Raw genomic sequence first — 16,909 nt, 5'->3', positions numbered from 1 at the left:
CAAACCGGTGTGCGCAGTACATCTGAAATGACACGGTTGCAGGAATAAGGGGCCGCTTCGCAGCCCAACGGGGATAAATCCCCTCGCCACAGGGTGTGTGATGACCCCTAATGCCCGCTGGCCCAGCATGGTCATCTCCGCCTACACTGCCGATCCGCCAAAGGAGCCTGCCATGCTGATTGTTGCCGACGAAAATATCCCGCTGCTCGATGCCTTCTTCGAAGGTTTCGGTGAAATCCGCCGGGTGCCGGGACGTTCCATTGACCGCGCCACCGTCGAACAGGCCGATGTGCTGCTGGTGCGCTCGGTGACCAACGTTAACCGCGGGTTGCTCGAAGGCAGCAAGGTACGCTTTGTCGGCACTTGCACCATCGGCACGGATCACCTGGATCTGGATTACTTTGAGCGGGCCGGCATCACCTGGTCCAGCGCGCCCGGCTGCAACGCCCGGGGCGTGGTCGACTATGTGCTCGGCAGTCTGCTGACCCTGGCCGAAATCGAAGGCGCCGACCTGACTCAACGCACCTACGGCATTGTCGGTGCCGGTGAAGTGGGCGGCCGGTTGGTCAAGGTTCTGCAAGGTCTGGGCTGGAACGTGCTGGTCTGCGATCCGCCAAGGCAAGCGGCAGAAGGTGGCGATTACGTCAGCCTCGAACAGATCATCGAGCAGTGCGATGTCATCAGTCTGCACACACCGTTGAAGAAGCACGGCGCCCAGTTGACCTGGCATCTGTTCGATAAAAGCCGTTTGAACCAGCTCAAACCCGGCACCTGGCTGATCAACGCCAGTCGTGGCCCGGTGGTGGACAACGCCGCGCTGCGCCAGGTGCTGCTGCAACGCGAAGACCTGCAAGCAGTGCTGGATGTCTGGGAAGGTGAGCCTGAGGTCGATGTGGCACTGGCCGAACTCTGTGTGCTGGCGACGCCGCACATTGCCGGTTACAGCCTCGACGGCAGACAGCGTGGGACAGCGCAGATTTATCAGGCCTATTGCGAATTTCTCGGGCAACCGGCCCAGATCAACTTGAGCGATTTGCTGCCCGCATCCTGGTTGTCGCAAGTGACCTTGAACGCTAACAGCGATCCGGCCTGGTCGCTGGCCATGTTGTGCCGTGGCGTGTACGACCCGCGCCGCGATGATGCGGATTTCCGTCGCAGCCTTGTCGGCAATGTGAACGAGCAGCGTGCAGCGTTCGATTCACTGCGTAAGCATTATCCGCTGCGGCGTGAGATTGATGGTTTGTCGGTGCGGATCGATGGGGATTCGCCTGAGTTGCTGAAGATAGTGGCGGCACTCGGTGCGCAAACGATCCGATAATTGCTCCGTCAAAAAACATGCATAAAAAACCCGGCCATCAGAGGCCGGGTCAAGAAGACGGTGGCTATATCACTTTTGTTCGGCAGGCTTGACCAATCGCTTTTCCAGTTCGCGGCAAGCGTCCTGGATCATGCCTTCAGTGATCGGTACTTCGCGCCCATCCTTATCGATAATCGAGCAACCCAGAGACTGGTCTGGCTGTGTGCGGATCACTTCAATCTTGTCTTCGCTGCTGTTTTGCAAGGACATGGCCTGTCTCCTCCTCAGGTTGTGTGCTTACTATAGAACCGCCAGGTGACCGGGCTGTGACAACTCCCTGCGATCTTTCCCGGGCGGCAACATGAGTCCACCAGAAATAACGCGGCGTTGCCACCCGGACTTTAGACCAATACCGTCTAGGACCTAGTCTTTGCGGTCATATTTAAACTGACTCATTATGATTTACAGCGTTCAAGCCCATCGACCGGTGTAGGCTTGATCGCGTCAAACCCTACTGGTTGCGCCATCGAATGATCTCCATCCTCTCTTCCCGTCAACGGCGTGCCATGCGCCTGGCCCTGCGTTTCATCGCGCCTTATCGCTGGCCGGCCGTCGGTGCCTTGCTCGCATTGATCGTCACGGCGGGCATCACCTTGTCCATGGGGCAGGGGATTCGCCTGCTGGTGGATCAGGGTTTCATGACCCAGTCGCCGCATTTGCTCAACCAGTCCATCGGCTTGTTCATGTTGCTGGTGGTCGGGTTGGCGATTGGCACCTTCGCGCGTTTTTACCTGGTCTCATGGATCGGCGAACGCGTTGTCGCGGACATCCGTCGTCAGGTGTTCAATCATCTGATTTATCTGCACCCAGGATTCTACGAAGACAACCGCAGCTCCGAGATCCAGTCGCGGTTGACCGCTGACACCACGCTGCTGCAATCGGTGATCGGCTCTTCCCTGTCGCTGTTTTTGCGCAATCTGTTGATGGTGATCGGCGGGATCGTCCTGTTGTTTATCACCAACCCCAAGCTCACCAGCATCGTGGTGGTCGCGTTGCCGTTGGTGATCGCGCCGATCCTGATCTTCGGCCGTCGGGTGCGTAGCCTGTCACGCCTGAGCCAGGACCGGATTGCCGATATCGGCAGCTATGTTTCCGAAACCCTGGGCCAGATCAAAACCGTGCAGGCCTACAACCATCAGGTCCAGGATGAGCAGCGCTTTGCCGCAACGGTAGAGGAGGCCTTCAACACCGCTCGCAAGCGGATCTTCCAGCGAGCCTGGTTGATAACTCTGGTGATCGTACTGGTGCTTGGCGCGGTCGGAGTGATGCTCTGGGTCGGTGGAATGGATGTCATCGCCGGGCGGATTTCCGCGGGTGAGCTGGCGGCGTTTGTGTTTTACAGCCTGATTGTTGGCAGCGCATTCGGCACGTTGAGCGAAGTGATCGGCGAACTGCAGCGTGCCGCCGGCGCCGCCGAACGGATAGCCGAGTTGCTGCGCTCGGAGAACATCATCCGGCCACCGACCACTGGCCTGGTGACCTTGCCTGAACGGGTGAAGGGTGACCTGGTGCTGCAAGACGTGCGCTTTTCCTACCCCTCGCGTCCCGAAAGCTACGCGGTCGATGGTTTGAGTCTGACGATCAATGCCGGTGAAACCCTCGCATTGGTCGGGCCGTCCGGTGCCGGCAAGTCGACGGTGTATGACTTGCTGCTGCGGTTTTACGACCCGGCCGAAGGACGCATCCTGCTCGATGGCGTGCCGCTGACTCAGCTCGATCCGTTGGACCTGCGCCGCTGCTTCGCCCTGGTCTCGCAATCCCCGGCGCTGTTCTTTGGCAGCATCGAAGAGAACATCCGCTACGGCAATCCGACAGCAACCCTGGCCCAGGTTCAGGAAGCGGCGAAAATCGCTTACGCCCACGACTTCATAGAACAAATGCCCAACGGCTACCAGACCCACCTCGGCGACGGTGGCCTCGGTTTGTCCGGCGGTCAGCGCCAACGCCTGGCCATCGCCCGGGCATTGCTGGTGGACGCGCCGATTCTGCTACTGGACGAAGCCACCAGCGCCCTTGATGCCCAGAGCGAACACCTGATCCAGCAAGCCCTGCCGAGCCTGATGAAAAACCGCACCACGCTGGTCATCGCCCACCGGCTGGCCACGGTGAAAAACGCTGACCGGATCGCGGTGATGGACCAAGGGCAACTGGTTGCGGTGGGGACGCATCAGGAATTGATTGCGAGCAACGCGCTGTATGCGCGGTTGGCGGCGTTGCAGTTCAGTGACGGTAAGGCCGAACTCGATCTTCATCAGTAGGAGCTGTCGAGTGAAACGAGGCTGCGATCTTTTGATCTTGCTTTGAACCACAAACAAAAATGCCCGCATCACTCGATGCGGGCATTTTTTAGGACAAGATCAAAAGATCGCAGGCTCCGTTAGCGCCTACATAACCGGCATTACCGGTTATTGATCGTCAAAGTAGCGTTCATGCCAATCCACCAGCGGCTGCGGTGAGTTGAGCTTCTGGCCGTAGATCACCGAGTACGACAGCACGTTCTGCACGTACTGGCGGGTTTCGTCGAACGGGATACTTTCCACCCAGACGTCGAAGCTCAGGTGGTCCGCCCCGCGCAGCCACTGACGCACGCGCCCTGGGCCGGCGTTGTAGGCGGCAGAGGCGAGGACGCGGTTGCCGTTGAACTGGCTGTGGACCTGGCTCAGGTAAGCGGCACCGAGCTGGATGTTTTTGTCCGGATCGAGCACTTGCTGCGGCGAGGCCAGTGGAATGCTGAACTTGCGCGCAGTTTCTTTGGCAGTGCCGGGCATCAGTTGCATCAGGCCGCTGGCGCCGACGCCGGAACGGGCGTCGTCCATGAACGCACTTTCCTGGCGGGTGATGGCGAACACCCAGCTCGAATGCAAGCCGCGAACCTTGGCTTCGCGCACGAGGGTTTCGCGGTGGGCCATCGGGAAGCGGATGTCCAGGTCGTCCCAGTACTGCGCCTGACTGATGGTGCGGATCGCCGGGAAATACCATTTCAGGTCGTAGGCCAGTTTCGCCTGGGCGACCATTTCGTCGCGGCTGAAGTGGCGGCTGACGTGGTACCACTCGCGGCGACCATCGACGATCTGTCCGCGAGCGTGAAACTCGAGCGCCCGACGCACGCCTGGGGTATTGCGGACCTTGTTGATCAGCGCCTGGCTGAGCACCAGCGGTTTGTTGATCAGCGAGTAGGGCAACTGCGAGCGATCCGCCGCGAGGAACCCATAAAAATCACGTTCGCGGGCGAGGCCCTTATAAAGCGTCTGCGCTTCCGGGTTCTGCGGCTGCGCCAGTTCCAGGCTGCGGGCCTGCCAATAACGCCAGCGATTGGTGGTCGCCAGATCCGGCGGCAGGCGGCGGGTCAACTGATAGGCATCGTCCCAGCGGGCCAGGCGCAGCAGCAGACGTAAACGCCATTCGGAAACCGTGTTATCACGCAGTTCCGGGTCGTACTTGGTCATCACGTCCAGCGCGCGGCTGTCAAAACGTCGTGCGAGGGTCAGCCCGATTTCCCTGGCGATGGCCACTTTCTCATCACGAGAGAAGTGCATGCTGCTGGCATAACCGTCGAGCAGCTCCATGGCCTTGTCCGGGTCTTGCTTGGCCAAGCGCCGCAGGCCGAGGCTGACGATGTCAGACATCGGTTCGTCGGCCGGGGTGAAGCGCGACGGCTGGTTGAGCAGTTCGGGTTTCTGCGCCACATCCATCAGCAAACGACCACGAGGGGCGAGGGTGGTCAGGCCGTTGACCAGGCTGTTGGCCAGCGGATAGTTGCGCGCTTGGGCGGCAAGTTTGGTGCGTTCCCAGCGTTTTTGCTCGGTCAACTGGCCTTCGGCGGCCCATTGCCCGAACAGCGCATCGCACGCGGCGGGTTGGGATTTTCCGGTCAGCCAAAGTTTATTGGCGTTGGCATAACCTTCAGTTTTCTGGTTATGCCCGATCTGATACTGCGCGTTCAGGCAGTCCAGTTCGGTGAAATTGAGCTTGGGGTCGTAGTACTTGACGAAGGTCTGCCAGTCGCCGCGATCGGCCAGCCAGCGCAACCAGCGAAGTTTCATCCAGTTGGCTTGCGGCAGGTCGCCGTGTTCGGCGAGGAATTTCTCGATTTCGGCGTTGCTCGCGGTTTTCAGGCGTGCGGTCAGTTCGTCATACGCAAGATAAGGCTCCAACGGGTAATCACTAAGAGCCTGGCTGTAACGGAAGTAAGGACCTGTATCACCCTTGGCCAGGGCACGCTTGGCTTCATCGTAATATTGACGCTGGGTAGACAGGTCCACCGCCTGTGCTGTTTGGATGGCAGTGGCAGAAAGAAGAAAACAGGATAAAAGACCAAAAAGGCGACTGCGCATGAGACGTCCGAACAGAGAAATCACGACAAGCGTTGACGATGCCAACACTGAGTTGCCTGTAGCTTAGCCTTTTGCCAGCAAGGGGCGAAAGCTTTGCCGGCCTGTCGGCACAAGATCGCAACATTTGTTATGCAGAGTACTTCGACATTGAAATTGCCGGCCTTCTGAAGCCTCAAGTCAGGTAGAATGCGCCCCCGGTTTTTGGAGAAGCTCATGACCCTGCTCAAATTCAGCGATGTGTCCCTTGCTTTCGGCGCTATGCCGTTGTTGGACAAGGTGTCCTGGCAGATCGCCCGTGGTGAGCGGGTGTGCATCATCGGCCGCAATGGCACTGGCAAGTCCAGCATGATGAAGCTCGTCAAGGGCGACCAGAAGCCTGATGACGGCTCCGTTTGGCGCGCACCAGGCCTCAAGATTGGCGAATTGCCGCAAGAATTGCCGGTAGCCGACGAGCGGACTGTGTTCGACGTAGTGGCTGAAGGCCTGGACGGTGTCGGCGAGCTGCTCGCGCAGTATCACCACCTCAGCCAGAACATCGTCACCGACGCCGACCTGGACAAACTGATGCACGTCCAGCACGACCTCGAAGCCCGTGACGGCTGGCGTTTGCAGCAATTGGTCGACAGCACGTTGAGCCGCCTGCAATTGCCGGCCGACAAGACCCTCGCCGAGTTGTCCGGCGGCTGGCGTCGTCGCGTCCTGCTGGCTCAGGCCCTGGTTTCCGAACCGGACCTGCTGTTGCTCGACGAACCAACCAACCACCTGGACATCGGTGCCATTGCCTGGCTTGAAGAAGCGCTGAAGGATTTCCAGGGCGCCGTGCTGTTCATCACGCACGACCGTTCATTCCTGCAGAACCTCGCGACCCGCATTCTCGAACTGGATCGCGGTGGCTTGATCGACTGGAACGGCGACTACGCCAGTTTCCTCGTGCACAAAGAAGCGTCGCTGGCCGCTGAAGAAACCGCCAACGCGCTGTTCGACAAAAAGCTGGCCCAGGAAGAAGTCTGGATCCGCCAGGGCATCAAGGCCCGTCGCACCCGTAACGAAGGCCGCGTCCGCGCATTGAAAGCCTTGCGCGTTGAACGCAGCGAACGTCGCGAGCGCACCGGCAAGGCCAACATTCAGCTGGACACCGCTGACAAATCCGGCAAGCAGGTGATGGTCCTCGACAACGTGAGCTTCGCTCACCCGGGTGGCCCGTTCCTGATCAAGGATTTCTCGATGGTCCTGACGCGCGGCGACCGTATCGGTCTGCTTGGCGCCAACGGTACCGGCAAGACCACACTGCTGAAGCTGATGCTCAGCGGTCTGCAGCCAACCAGCGGCACAGTGGAAGAGGGGACGCGCATCGACGTGGCCTACTTCGACCAGTTGCGCCATCAGTTGGACCTGGAAAAGACCGTAATCGACAACGTCGCAGAAGGTCGCGACTTCATCGATATCGATGGTCAGAGCCGCCACGTGCTGAGCTACCTCGGCGACTTCCTGTTCAGCCCGCAGCGTGCCCGCACGCCGGTGAAGGCGCTGTCCGGTGGTGAGCGTGCCCGTCTGTTGCTGGCGAAACTGTTCAGCAAGCCGGCGAACCTGCTGGTCCTCGACGAACCGACCAACGACCTCGACGTTGAAACCCTCGAGTTGCTGGAAGAGGTCTTGCTGACCTTCAACGGCACCGTGCTGATGGTCAGCCACGACCGGGCATTCCTCGACAACGTGGTCACCAGCACCCTGGTCTTCGAAGGTGAAGGCAAGGTTCGCGAATACGTCGGTGGTTATCAGGACTGGCTGCGTCAGGGCGGCTCGCCGCGTCTGTTGGGCGTGACCGAAAGCAAGTCCGGCAAAGCCGACCTGACCTCCGCTGTCGTGACGGCCGAAGCTGCGCCAGTCGCTGCTGTAGTCGAAGCTCCGGTGGCGAAGAAGAAGCTCAGCTACAAATTGCAGCGTGAACTGGAAATGTTGCCGGGTCAGATCGAAGCCATGGAACAGCAGATCGTTACCGTTGAGGCGCAAATGGCCGATGCCGGTTTCTATCAGCGTCCTGCTGCCGAGACTGCCGCAGTGATCGCTCAGCTGGAGCAGTTGCAGGCTGAACTCGAAGTGATGGTCGAGCGCTGGGCCGAGCTGGATGCCTGATTGATCCTGCTATAAAAAAGCCCGGCGTTCAGTGATGAGCGCCGGGCTTTTCGTAGGAGCTGCTGTGGTTTAGCTTTTGATCAGGCGCACCGCGAGCACATCACAGGGCGCACCGTGCAGCACGTCATTGGCAGTCGAGCCCAGCAGCAATGCCAGGCCGTGTCGGCCATGGCTGCCCACCACGATCAGGTCGCAGGTTTGTTCCTTGGCCAGGTGGTGGATCTCCTGGCGTGGCTGGCCGTAGGTCAGGTGGCTGTATTCCTTGGAGAGTTCCGGATACTTCACGATCAGTCGGTCCAGGCGTTCCTTGGCCTGATCGAACTGCTGTTGTTGCAGTTGTGACAGGTCCATGGGCACGTCGCCGCCAAAGGCCATGGCCATCGGCTCGACAATGTGCACCAGAGACAGCTTCGCCCCGTTGCTCACCGACAGTTCGCGAGCGCGGTGGATTACAGGATCGCACTCTTCGGTTAGATCTACAGCGACCAGAATGTGGTTGTAGGGCATGAGGTGCTCCTCCTGAGGATTGCAATATTGGTAAGTATGGCTGGTTTCAAGCGCATTGTTTTCAAAGTGACTCAATGCGCTCATCAAGAATCGGGAGTACAGATATGACGGTCTGGATAGTGGTGTCAATCCTGTTGGTGGTACTGAGTCCGCTGGCATGGTTGCGACCGTCGCGCCACCAGAGCGGCCGTATGGCCCTGCGCATGGAGGCGCGACGTATCGGATTGGCGATGCAACTGGCGCCTCAGGACTGGCCGCACTGGCTGAGCCAGGAGCCGCCGAGCCCTTGCGCGCAGTACCATCGACCGCGGCGTGGCAATCGGCCGGCGTGCTGGAGTTACTGGCAAAAAGCGCCGGGTGTGTGGGTCAATCAGTGGCAGGAGGTCTGCGAGGAGCCGGCGTTGCTGATTCATTTCGAAAAGTTGCCAGACAACGTTTACAAGGTCGAAGCAGACAAGCAGATGATCACGTTGTACTGGGGCGAGAAGGGCGAAGCGACGGTTTTGCAGGATATTGATGCGGTGCTGAAGGCTCTGGCATAAAGCGCGGAAATTTCGCGCCGCAATAGCGCGAAACGTCCGGCAGACAGGCAATAAAAAGCCCGACATCATCATCGGGCTGGAGTTGGCCAGGCAGGCCGGTAATTCGGTGTGCTGATCTTACGCTGGGCATTCGCCAAAAGCGTTCATGTTTTTTCTCAAGGTCCCGCCAGCGTAGCTTGTTAAACAAAGGCTGCAGCGAATTAGGGCGACTTTTCTAACTATTGATCCTATGAATGGCCTCACATGCAGCCGCGTGTTGCAGGGCTTCCCGGTACGGAAATGACCGGAAAGTCGCGTTTCAACCCGTATTTTGGGCGATTGACAATTGTCGGAAATTCCGTGAAGGTGACGTACCCAAATCAAACGGGCGTATGAATTGAGCGTTTGTATTACAGACCGCTCCTACAGAATCCCGACTATCGCGTTGGCGGGTGTGCCGGGTGGATGGGCGTAGCATTGACGTTAAACGTCCCTGCCGAGCCATTCGCCTGCGTCCGGCGTGTACTGTTCAGCTTCCATATCGTGGAGATCAGTTGATGATTTACGAAGGTAAAGCCATCACGGTTAAGGCTCTTGAAAGTGGCATCGTCGAATTGAAATTCGACCTCAAGGGTGAGTCCGTCAACAAGTTCAACCGTCTAACCCTGAACGAACTGCGTCAGGCCGTAGACACCATCAAGGCAGATGCTTCGATCAAGGGTGTGATCGTCAGCAGTGGCAAGGACGTGTTCATCGTCGGCGCCGACATCACCGAATTTGTCGAGAGCTTCAAGCTGCCTGATGCAGAGCTTGTTGCTGGCAACCTGGAAGCCAACAAGATTTTCAGCGATTTCGAAGACCTCAACGTCCCGACTGTCGCCGCGATCAACGGCATCGCCTTGGGTGGCGGTCTGGAAATGTGTCTGGCGGCGGACTACCGCGTCATGTCCACCAAAGCGAAGATCGGTCTGCCGGAAGTCAAACTGGGCATCTACCCGGGCTTCGGCGGTACCGTGCGCCTGCCGCGCATCATCGGTGCCGACAACGCCATCGAATGGATTGCCGCCGGCAAGGAAAACCGTCCTGATGACGCGCTGAAAGTTGGCGCAGTCGACGCAGTGGTTGCTCCCGAGAAGCTGCAGGAAGCGGCCCTGGAGCTGATCAAACGCGCCATCTCCGGCGAGTTCGACTACAAGGCCAAGCGTCAGCCGAAGCTCGAAAAGCTCAAGCTCAACGCCATCGAACAAATGATGTCGTTCGAAACCGCCAAGGGTTTCGTGGCCGGTCAAGCGGGCCCGAACTACCCGGCACCGGTCGAAGCGATCAAGACCATCCAGAAAGCCGCGAACTTCGGTCGCGACAAGGCGCTGGAAGTCGAGGCCAACGGTTTCGTCAAACTGGCCAAGACCTCTGCCGCGCAGAGCTTGATCGGTCTGTTCCTGAACGATCAGGAGCTGAAGAAAAAGGCCAAGGCCTACGACGAAATCGCCAAAGACGTGAAGCAGGCTGCCGTATTGGGCGCTGGCATCATGGGTGGCGGTATCGCTTATCAGTCGGCTTCCAAAGGGACGCCGATCCTGATGAAAGACATCAACGAGCACGGCATCGAGCAAGGTCTGGCCGAAGCTGCCAAATTGCTGGTAGGCCGCGTTGATAAAGGTCGCATGACCCCCGCGAAAATGGCCGAAGTACTTAACGGCATTCGCCCTACCTTGTCCTACGGTGATTTCGGTCACGTTGATCTGGTGGTTGAAGCGGTCGTCGAGAACCCTAAGGTCAAGCAAGCCGTTCTGGCTGAAGTGGAAGGCAAGGTCAAAGAGGACACCATCCTCGCGTCCAACACCTCGACCATTTCCATCACCTTGCTGGCCAAAGCCCTCAAGCGTCCGGAAAACTTCGTCGGCATGCACTTCTTCAACCCAGTGCACATGATGCCGCTGGTAGAAGTGATCCGTGGCGAGAAGTCCAGCGAGCTGGCCGTTGCCACCACCGTTGCCTACGCCAAGAAAATGGGCAAGAACCCGATCGTCGTCAACGACTGCCCGGGCTTCCTGGTCAACCGCGTGCTGTTCCCGTACTTCGGCGGTTTCGCCAAACTGGTCAGCGCCGGTGTGGACTTCGTCCGTATCGACAAGGTCATGGAAAAATTCGGCTGGCCAATGGGCCCGGCATACCTGATGGACGTGGTCGGCATCGACACCGGTCACCACGGTCGTGACGTGATGGCTGAAGGCTTCCCGGACCGCATGAAAGACGACCGTCGTTCGGCCATCGACGTGCTGTACGAAGCCAAGCGCCTGGGCCAGAAGAACGGCAAGGGCTTCTACGCCTACGAGACCGACAAGCGCGGCAAGCAGAAGAAAGTCGCCGATCCGTCGGTACTGGAAGTGCTCAAGCCGATCGTCTTCGAACAGCGTGAAGTCACCGACGAAGACATCATCAACTGGATGATGATCCCGCTGTGCCTAGAAACCGTGCGTTGCCTGGAAGGCGGCATCGTCGAAACCGCTGCCGAAGCCGACATGGGTCTGGTCTACGGTATTGGTTTCCCTCCATTCCGTGGCGGTGCGCTGCGCTACATCGATTCGATCGGTGTTGCAGAGTTCGTTGCCCTGGCTGACCAATACGCTGATTTGGGCGCGCTGTACCACCCGACCGCAAAACTGCGTGAAATGGCCAAAACCGGCCAGCGGTTCTTCGGTTAAGCGCCCCCAACTAGAGTGAGAGTGAATATATGAGCTTGAATCCTAGAGACGTCGTGATTGTCGACTTCGGTCGTACTCCGATGGGCCGCTCCAAGGGCGGTATGCACCGCAACACCCGCGCTGAAGACATGTCGGCGCACCTGATCAGCAAATTGCTGGAACGCAACGTCAAGGTTGATCCGAGCGAAGTCGAAGACGTGATCTGGGGCTGTGTGAACCAGACCCTGGAGCAGGGCTGGAACATCGCCCGCATGGCGTCCCTGATGACTCAGATCCCGCACACCGCTGCCGGCCAGACCGTCAGCCGTCTGTGTGGTTCGTCGATGAGCGCTCTGCACACTGCTGCGCAAGCGATCATGACCGGCAACGGTGACGTGTTCGTGGTGGGCGGCGTCGAGCATATGGGTCACGTGAGCATGATGCACGGTGTCGATCCGAACCCGCACATGTCCCTGTACGCGGCGAAAGCCTCGGGCATGATGGGTTTGACCGCTGAAATGCTGGGTAAAATGCACGGCATTAGTCGCGAACAACAGGACGCTTTCGGCGTGCGCTCCCACCAGCTCGCTCATAAAGCGACGCTGGAAGGCAAGTTCAAAGACGAAATCATCCCGATGCAGGGCTACGACGAGAACGGTTTCCTGAAATTGTTCGACTACGACGAAACCATTCGTCCGGAAACAACCCTGGAAAGCCTGGCGGCTCTGAAGCCAGCGTTCAACCCAAAGGGCGGCACCGTGACAGCCGGTACTTCGTCGCAAATCACCGATGGTGCTTCGTGCATGATCGTGATGTCGGCGCAGCGTGCACAGGACCTGGGCATCCAGCCTATGGCGGTGATTCGTTCGATGGCAGTAGCAGGTGTGGACCCGGCAATCATGGGCTATGGTCCAGTACCGGCCACACAAAAAGCACTGAAGCGCGCGGGTCTTGGCATTAACGATATTGACTTCTTCGAGCTCAACGAAGCTTTCGCCGCACAGGCCCTGCCAGTGCTGAAAGATTTGAAAGTACTCGACAAGATGAACGAGAAGGTTAACCTGCACGGCGGCGCCATCGCCCTGGGTCACCCATTTGGTTGCTCCGGTGCGCGTATCTCCGGCACTCTGCTGAACGTGATGAAGCAAAATGGCGGCACCTTCGGGGTAGCCACCATGTGCATTGGTCTCGGCCAAGGCATCTCCACCGTCTTCGAACGCGTTTAAGCGTTCCGTTGACGGAAGCCGGGGCCAAGTGCCCCGGTTTTTGTTTTTCTGAATTTTTTTGTTTTTATTTTGAAAAGATTTGAGCGAGGGCCAAACCATGCCGATACAACCTGGGCTCTACCAACATTACAAAGGTCCGCAGTACCGCGTATTCAGCATTGCGCGGCATTCGGAAACCGAAGAAGAAGTGGTCTTCTACCAAGCCCTGTATGGCGATTACGGCTTTTGGGTGCGTCCCTTGAGCATGTTCCTTGAGTCGGTCGAGGTGGACGGCGAACAGGTGCCACGCTTTGCTTTGGTGCAAGCCGAACCAAGCCTTTTTTCCAAGCCATAAGCTGAGTGCGCGCAATACCCTGCGCTTGACCTCACCTTGTAGCCACTATATATAGCGGTGCCGCGTCAGGCGCCAACCGCCTTTCACTTCTAGAATTCAGGAATTTTCTGATCCATGGGCAAATCGCTGGTCATTGTGGAATCCCCGGCTAAGGCCAAGACCATCAACAAGTATCTGGGTAACCAATACGTGGTGAAGTCGAGTATCGGCCATATCCGAGACCTGCCCACCAGCGGTTCGGCTAGCGCCAGCAAAGAGCCAGCCGCCAAGCGCGGCAAGGCCGCCGCGGGTGAAGGTCCGGTGCTCACGCCGAAAGAGAAAGCGCGCAAGCAGCTGGTCTCGCGCATGGGTGTCGATCCCGATCATGGCTGGAAAGCCAAGTACGAGATCCTCCCGGGCAAGGAAAAGGTCATCGAAGAGCTGCGCCGGCTCGCCAAAGATGCTGACACCATCTATCTCGCAACCGACTTGGATCGCGAGGGGGAAGCCATTGCCTGGCACCTGCGCGAAGCCATCGGTGGTGACGACAGCCGCTACAAGCGCGTGGTGTTCAACGAAATCACCAAGAAGGCGATTCAGGAAGCCTTCTCCAAGCCGGGCGAGCTGGACATTGATCGTGTAAACGCCCAACAAGCGCGTCGTTTCCTCGACCGCGTGGTGGGTTACATGGTTTCGCCACTGCTGTGGGCCAAGGTCGCTCGTGGCCTGTCCGCCGGTCGCGTGCAATCGGTTGCCGTGAAGCTGGTCGTCGAGCGTGAGCGTGAAATCCGCGCGTTCAACCCGGAAGAGTACTGGGAAGTTCACGCCGACCTCGGTACCGCCAAGGGCGCAACCGTGCGCTTTGACGTCGCTCGCGAGAAAGGCGAAGCCTTCAAGCCGCTTAACGAAGCTCAGGCCATGGCCGCGCTGGAGAAGCTCAAGGCTTCCAGCTACAGCATCGTCAAGCGCGAAGACAAGCCGACCAGCAGCAAGCCGTCGGCACCGTTCATCACGTCCACCCTGCAACAGGCTGCGAGTAACCGCCTGGGCTTCGGCGTGAAGAAAACCATGATGATGGCCCAGCGTCTGTACGAAGCCGGCTACATCACTTACATGCGTACCGACTCCACCAACCTCTCGGTCGATGCCGTGACGATGGCGCGTACTTATATTGAAGGCGAGTTCGGCAAGAAATACCTGCCGGAAAACCCGAATGTCTACAGCAGCAAGGAAGGCGCACAAGAGGCTCACGAAGCGATTCGTCCCTCCGATGCCAATACCGAGCCAAGCAAGCTGTCGGGCATGGAGCGTGATGCTGAGCGCCTCTACGAGCTGATCTGGCGCCAGTTCCTCGCTTGCCAGATGCTGCCGGCCCAATACCTGTCGACCACGGTCACCGTCGGTGCCGGTGACTTCGAGTTGCGCGCCAAAGGGCGCATCCTGAAGTTTGACGGTTACACCCGCGTCATGCCGCAAATTGCCAAGCCTGGCGATGACGACGTGCTGCCGGACATGGCTCAGGGCGACGCGATGAAGCTGATCAAGCTTGATCCGACCCAGCACTTCACCAAGCCGCCGGCGCGTTACTCGGAAGCGAGCCTGGTTAAAGAAATGGAAAAACGTGGCATCGGTCGTCCTTCGACCTACGCAGCGATCATTTCGACCATCCAGGATCGTGGCTACGTAGCGCTGCACAATCGTCGTTTCTACTCGGAAAAGATGGGCGACATCGTTACCGAACGTCTGGCCGAGAGCTTCTCCAATCTCATGGACTACGGCTTCACCGCCGGTATGGAAGAGAACCTCGATGACGTGGCTCAGGGTGAGCGCGACTGGAAGAACGTGCTCGACGAGTTCTACGGCGACTTCAAGAAGAAACTCGAAGTAGCCGAAAGCGCCGAAGGCGGCATGCGCGCCAACCAACCGGTGATGACTGATATTCCGTGCGTATTGTGCGGGCGTCCGATGCAGATTCGTACTGCATCGACTGGCGTGTTCCTTGGTTGCTCGGGCTACAGCCTGCCGCCGAAAGAGCGCTGCAAGGCCACGGTTAACCTGGTGCCGGGCGACGAAATTGCGGCGGACGACGAGGGTGAATCGGAATCGCTGGTGCTGCGTGGGAAGCACCGTTGCCCGATCTGCAGCACGGCGATGGACGCTTACTTGCTGGATGAGAAGCGCAAGCTGCACATCTGCGGTAACAACCCGGATTGCGACGGCTACGAAATCGAAGAGGGCACTTATCGCATCAAAGGCTACGAAGGTCCGAGCCTGGAATGCGACAAGTGCGGCAGCGAGATGCAGCTCAAGACCGGCCGTTTCGGCAAGTTCTTCGGCTGCACCAATGCGACGTGCAAGAACACCCGCAAACTGCTGAAAAGCGGTGATGCAGCACCACCGAAGATGGACCCGGTGAAGATGCCTGAGCTGAAATGCGAAAAGGTCAACGACACCTACATCCTGCGCGACGGTGCTTCCGGCCTGTTCCTGGCGGCCAGTCAATTCCCGAAAAACCGCGAGACGCGTGCTCCGCTGGTCATGGAAATTGTGCCGCACAAGGATGAGATCGATCCGAAGTACCACTTCCTCTGCGAAGCGCCGAAAAAAGATCCAGACGGCCTGCCTGCTGTGATCCGTTACAGCCGTAAAACCAAAGAGCAGTACGTACAGACTGAAGTCGACGGTAAGCCGACTGGCTGGAAAGCGTACTACGACGGCGGCAAGTGGACGGTTGAAGACAAGCGCCCGGCGAAGACCGCTAAGGCTTAACAGGTGCTGTACTGAAAAGGCCGCATGACAACCTTCGGGTTTTCATGCGGCCTTTTTGTTTTGTGCTTGCGGTGAGCTCGGGTGATCCCCGACACTGTCTGACCTGCGTGAAGCAATTATTTCGTTGTGGAGGCTGCCGTCATGGCCCACGAACTCTATACCCGTACCAACCAGAAGATTTACTTCGCCGGCCTGTCGCTGGAAGCGCTCGCCAGAGCCGAAGAGGGGCGGGCGATGAACTCCTTGGCGCTGATCCAGGCCGGACGCGAGTCGGCCCTGTTTCACCTGTACGGTGCGTTGCTGGGGCTGTGCCATGAAATCGCCGGTTTCTATCGCTTGCCTCAAGCCAATGCGCCTCGGGCCGAATTGCTGCTGACTCGCGAAGTGCTTGAAGCCATCGCAATTCCGGAAATGGCCGAGATGGTCGAGTTGGCCAATAATTCGGAAACCTGGCTGGCCAAACTGCTGGCAGCCCATGCTGCACTGTTTCAGCCGCCACGGGCGCCGCACAAACCTAAGGGGGACGTGACGCAGCCGCTGATCCTGGCCGTTAACCTGGATGAAGAAGAGGCTCCACAAGAGCTGAGCCGGGAAGAGCTGGAGAGCTGGCGTCAGAACCTCAAGGGACTGGCGATTCGGTTTCGCGAAGGCCTGAACGAGTGCTGAAGGATTAAGCGGAATAGTGGATGGCCCGGTGGGTTGTCCATTCAGGGATGAGAACTGTCGGACATTTCTCTTTGTAATGGCATCTGGTCAAGATCCCGAGCGAAGCCTGGCCGATGCCTATATAATCCCCGCCTTTCGTGGAGAACAGACCTTTATGCCAACGTCCTTTCTAGAAATTGTCGAGTTACCAGACGGCCGTATCGAGCTGCGCAGGGCTGAGGACGAGGGTTCTCTGGTTACTTTGGATTTCTCCGAGGATGCCAAAGCGTTCCTGCAGGGCCAGCACGTGGAAGTCGCCAAGGCGATGTTGAGCGTCGGCGTTCAGATGGCCGGACGCTTGGTTGAAGGCGAATTCAATACGGATGAGGGGGATCGGGTTCTTCATTGATCTCGCCCGTC

General features: G+C 58.5%; 13 protein-coding genes. 10 read left to right on the top strand and 3 right to left on the bottom strand.

The features are described from left to right. Nucleotides 1-172: 172 nt before the first annotated feature. Nucleotides 173-1,318, top strand: a complete 1,146-nt coding sequence (gene pdxB, locus MO767_RS21185) for a 4-phosphoerythronate dehydrogenase PdxB (protein ID WP_282482091.1) — start codon at nt 173-175, stop codon at nt 1,316-1,318. A 69-nt stretch (nt 1,319-1,387) separates the two neighbouring features. Here the strand turns inward: pdxB and MO767_RS21180 are convergent, their stop codons facing one another. Further along, nucleotides 1,388-1,567 (bottom strand): PA1571 family protein, encoded by a 180-nt coding sequence (locus MO767_RS21180; RefSeq protein WP_033061931.1) that lies wholly within the window; start codon nt 1,565-1,567, stop codon nt 1,388-1,390. Between the two features lie 260 nt (nt 1,568-1,827). On the opposite strand from MO767_RS21180, the gene MO767_RS21175 reads away from it, so the two are divergent. Continuing rightward, nucleotides 1,828-3,615 carry an ABC transporter transmembrane domain-containing protein gene (locus MO767_RS21175; protein WP_282482090.1) on the top strand — a complete coding sequence of 596 codons (1,788 nt, stop codon included), beginning with the start codon at nt 1,828-1,830 and terminating at the stop codon, nt 3,613-3,615. 147 nt (nt 3,616-3,762) lie between these two features. Here the strand turns inward: MO767_RS21175 and MO767_RS21170 are convergent, their stop codons facing one another. Next, complete coding sequence (locus tag MO767_RS21170) at nt 3,763-5,691, bottom strand: transglycosylase SLT domain-containing protein (RefSeq protein ID WP_282482089.1); 1,929 nt, start codon at nt 5,689-5,691, stop codon at nt 3,763-3,765. Nucleotides 5,692-5,904: 213 nt separating this feature from the next. Here MO767_RS21170 and MO767_RS21165 point away from each other — a divergent pair, with 213 nt between their 5' ends. Beyond that, complete coding sequence (locus tag MO767_RS21165) at nt 5,905-7,824, top strand: ATP-binding cassette domain-containing protein (protein WP_282482088.1); 1,920 nt, start codon at nt 5,905-5,907, stop codon at nt 7,822-7,824. Nucleotides 7,825-7,893: 69 nt separating this feature from the next. On the opposite strand, the gene MO767_RS21160 is transcribed toward MO767_RS21165, so the two are convergent. Further along, the gene (locus MO767_RS21160) at nt 7,894-8,331 is read right to left on the bottom strand and encodes a universal stress protein (RefSeq protein WP_008151425.1); all 438 of its coding nucleotides are present in this window, start codon (nt 8,329-8,331) and stop codon (nt 7,894-7,896) included. A 104-nt stretch (nt 8,332-8,435) separates the two neighbouring features. Here MO767_RS21160 and MO767_RS21155 point away from each other — a divergent pair, with 104 nt between their 5' ends. The 7 genes from MO767_RS21155 to MO767_RS21125 all read left to right on the top strand — a co-directional run bounded on the left by MO767_RS21155 (nt 8,436) and on the right by MO767_RS21125 (nt 16,898). Further along, on the top strand, nt 8,436-8,873 hold the full coding sequence (locus MO767_RS21155; protein WP_282482087.1) for a hypothetical protein: 438 nt from the start codon (nt 8,436-8,438) through the stop codon (nt 8,871-8,873). A gap of 536 nt (nt 8,874-9,409) precedes the next feature. Beyond that, the gene (gene fadB, locus MO767_RS21150; RefSeq protein ID WP_282482086.1) at nt 9,410-11,557 is read left to right on the top strand and encodes a fatty acid oxidation complex subunit alpha FadB; all 2,148 of its coding nucleotides are present in this window, start codon (nt 9,410-9,412) and stop codon (nt 11,555-11,557) included. Nucleotides 11,558-11,586: 29 nt separating this feature from the next. Further along, complete coding sequence (fadA, locus tag MO767_RS21145; protein ID WP_076030378.1) at nt 11,587-12,762, top strand: acetyl-CoA C-acyltransferase FadA; 1,176 nt, start codon at nt 11,587-11,589, stop codon at nt 12,760-12,762. Between the two features lie 97 nt (nt 12,763-12,859). Next, a complete protein-coding gene (locus MO767_RS21140; protein ID WP_046047845.1) occupies nt 12,860-13,096 on the top strand; it encodes a DUF1653 domain-containing protein in 237 nt (78 codons plus the stop codon). A gap of 114 nt (nt 13,097-13,210) precedes the next feature. Next, a complete protein-coding gene (gene topA, locus MO767_RS21135; RefSeq protein WP_282482085.1) occupies nt 13,211-15,844 on the top strand; it encodes a type I DNA topoisomerase in 2,634 nt (877 codons plus the stop codon). Between the two features lie 141 nt (nt 15,845-15,985). After that, nucleotides 15,986-16,510 (top strand): DUF6586 family protein, encoded by a 525-nt coding sequence (locus MO767_RS21130; RefSeq protein ID WP_046047843.1) that lies wholly within the window; start codon nt 15,986-15,988, stop codon nt 16,508-16,510. Between the two features lie 154 nt (nt 16,511-16,664). Beyond that, nucleotides 16,665-16,898: a hypothetical protein gene (locus tag MO767_RS21125; RefSeq protein ID WP_282482084.1), complete on the top strand. Its 234-nt coding sequence runs from the start codon at nt 16,665-16,667 to the stop codon at nt 16,896-16,898. The last annotated feature ends 11 nt before the right edge of the window (nt 16,899-16,909 follow it).

This window comes from Pseudomonas sp. UYIF39 (genome assembly GCF_029963765.1).
Classification (GTDB): Bacteria; Pseudomonadota; Gammaproteobacteria; order Pseudomonadales; family Pseudomonadaceae; genus Aquipseudomonas.
The sequence above is the reverse complement of the archived record's forward strand: the minus strand, read 5'-3'. Positions and strand labels throughout refer to the sequence as shown.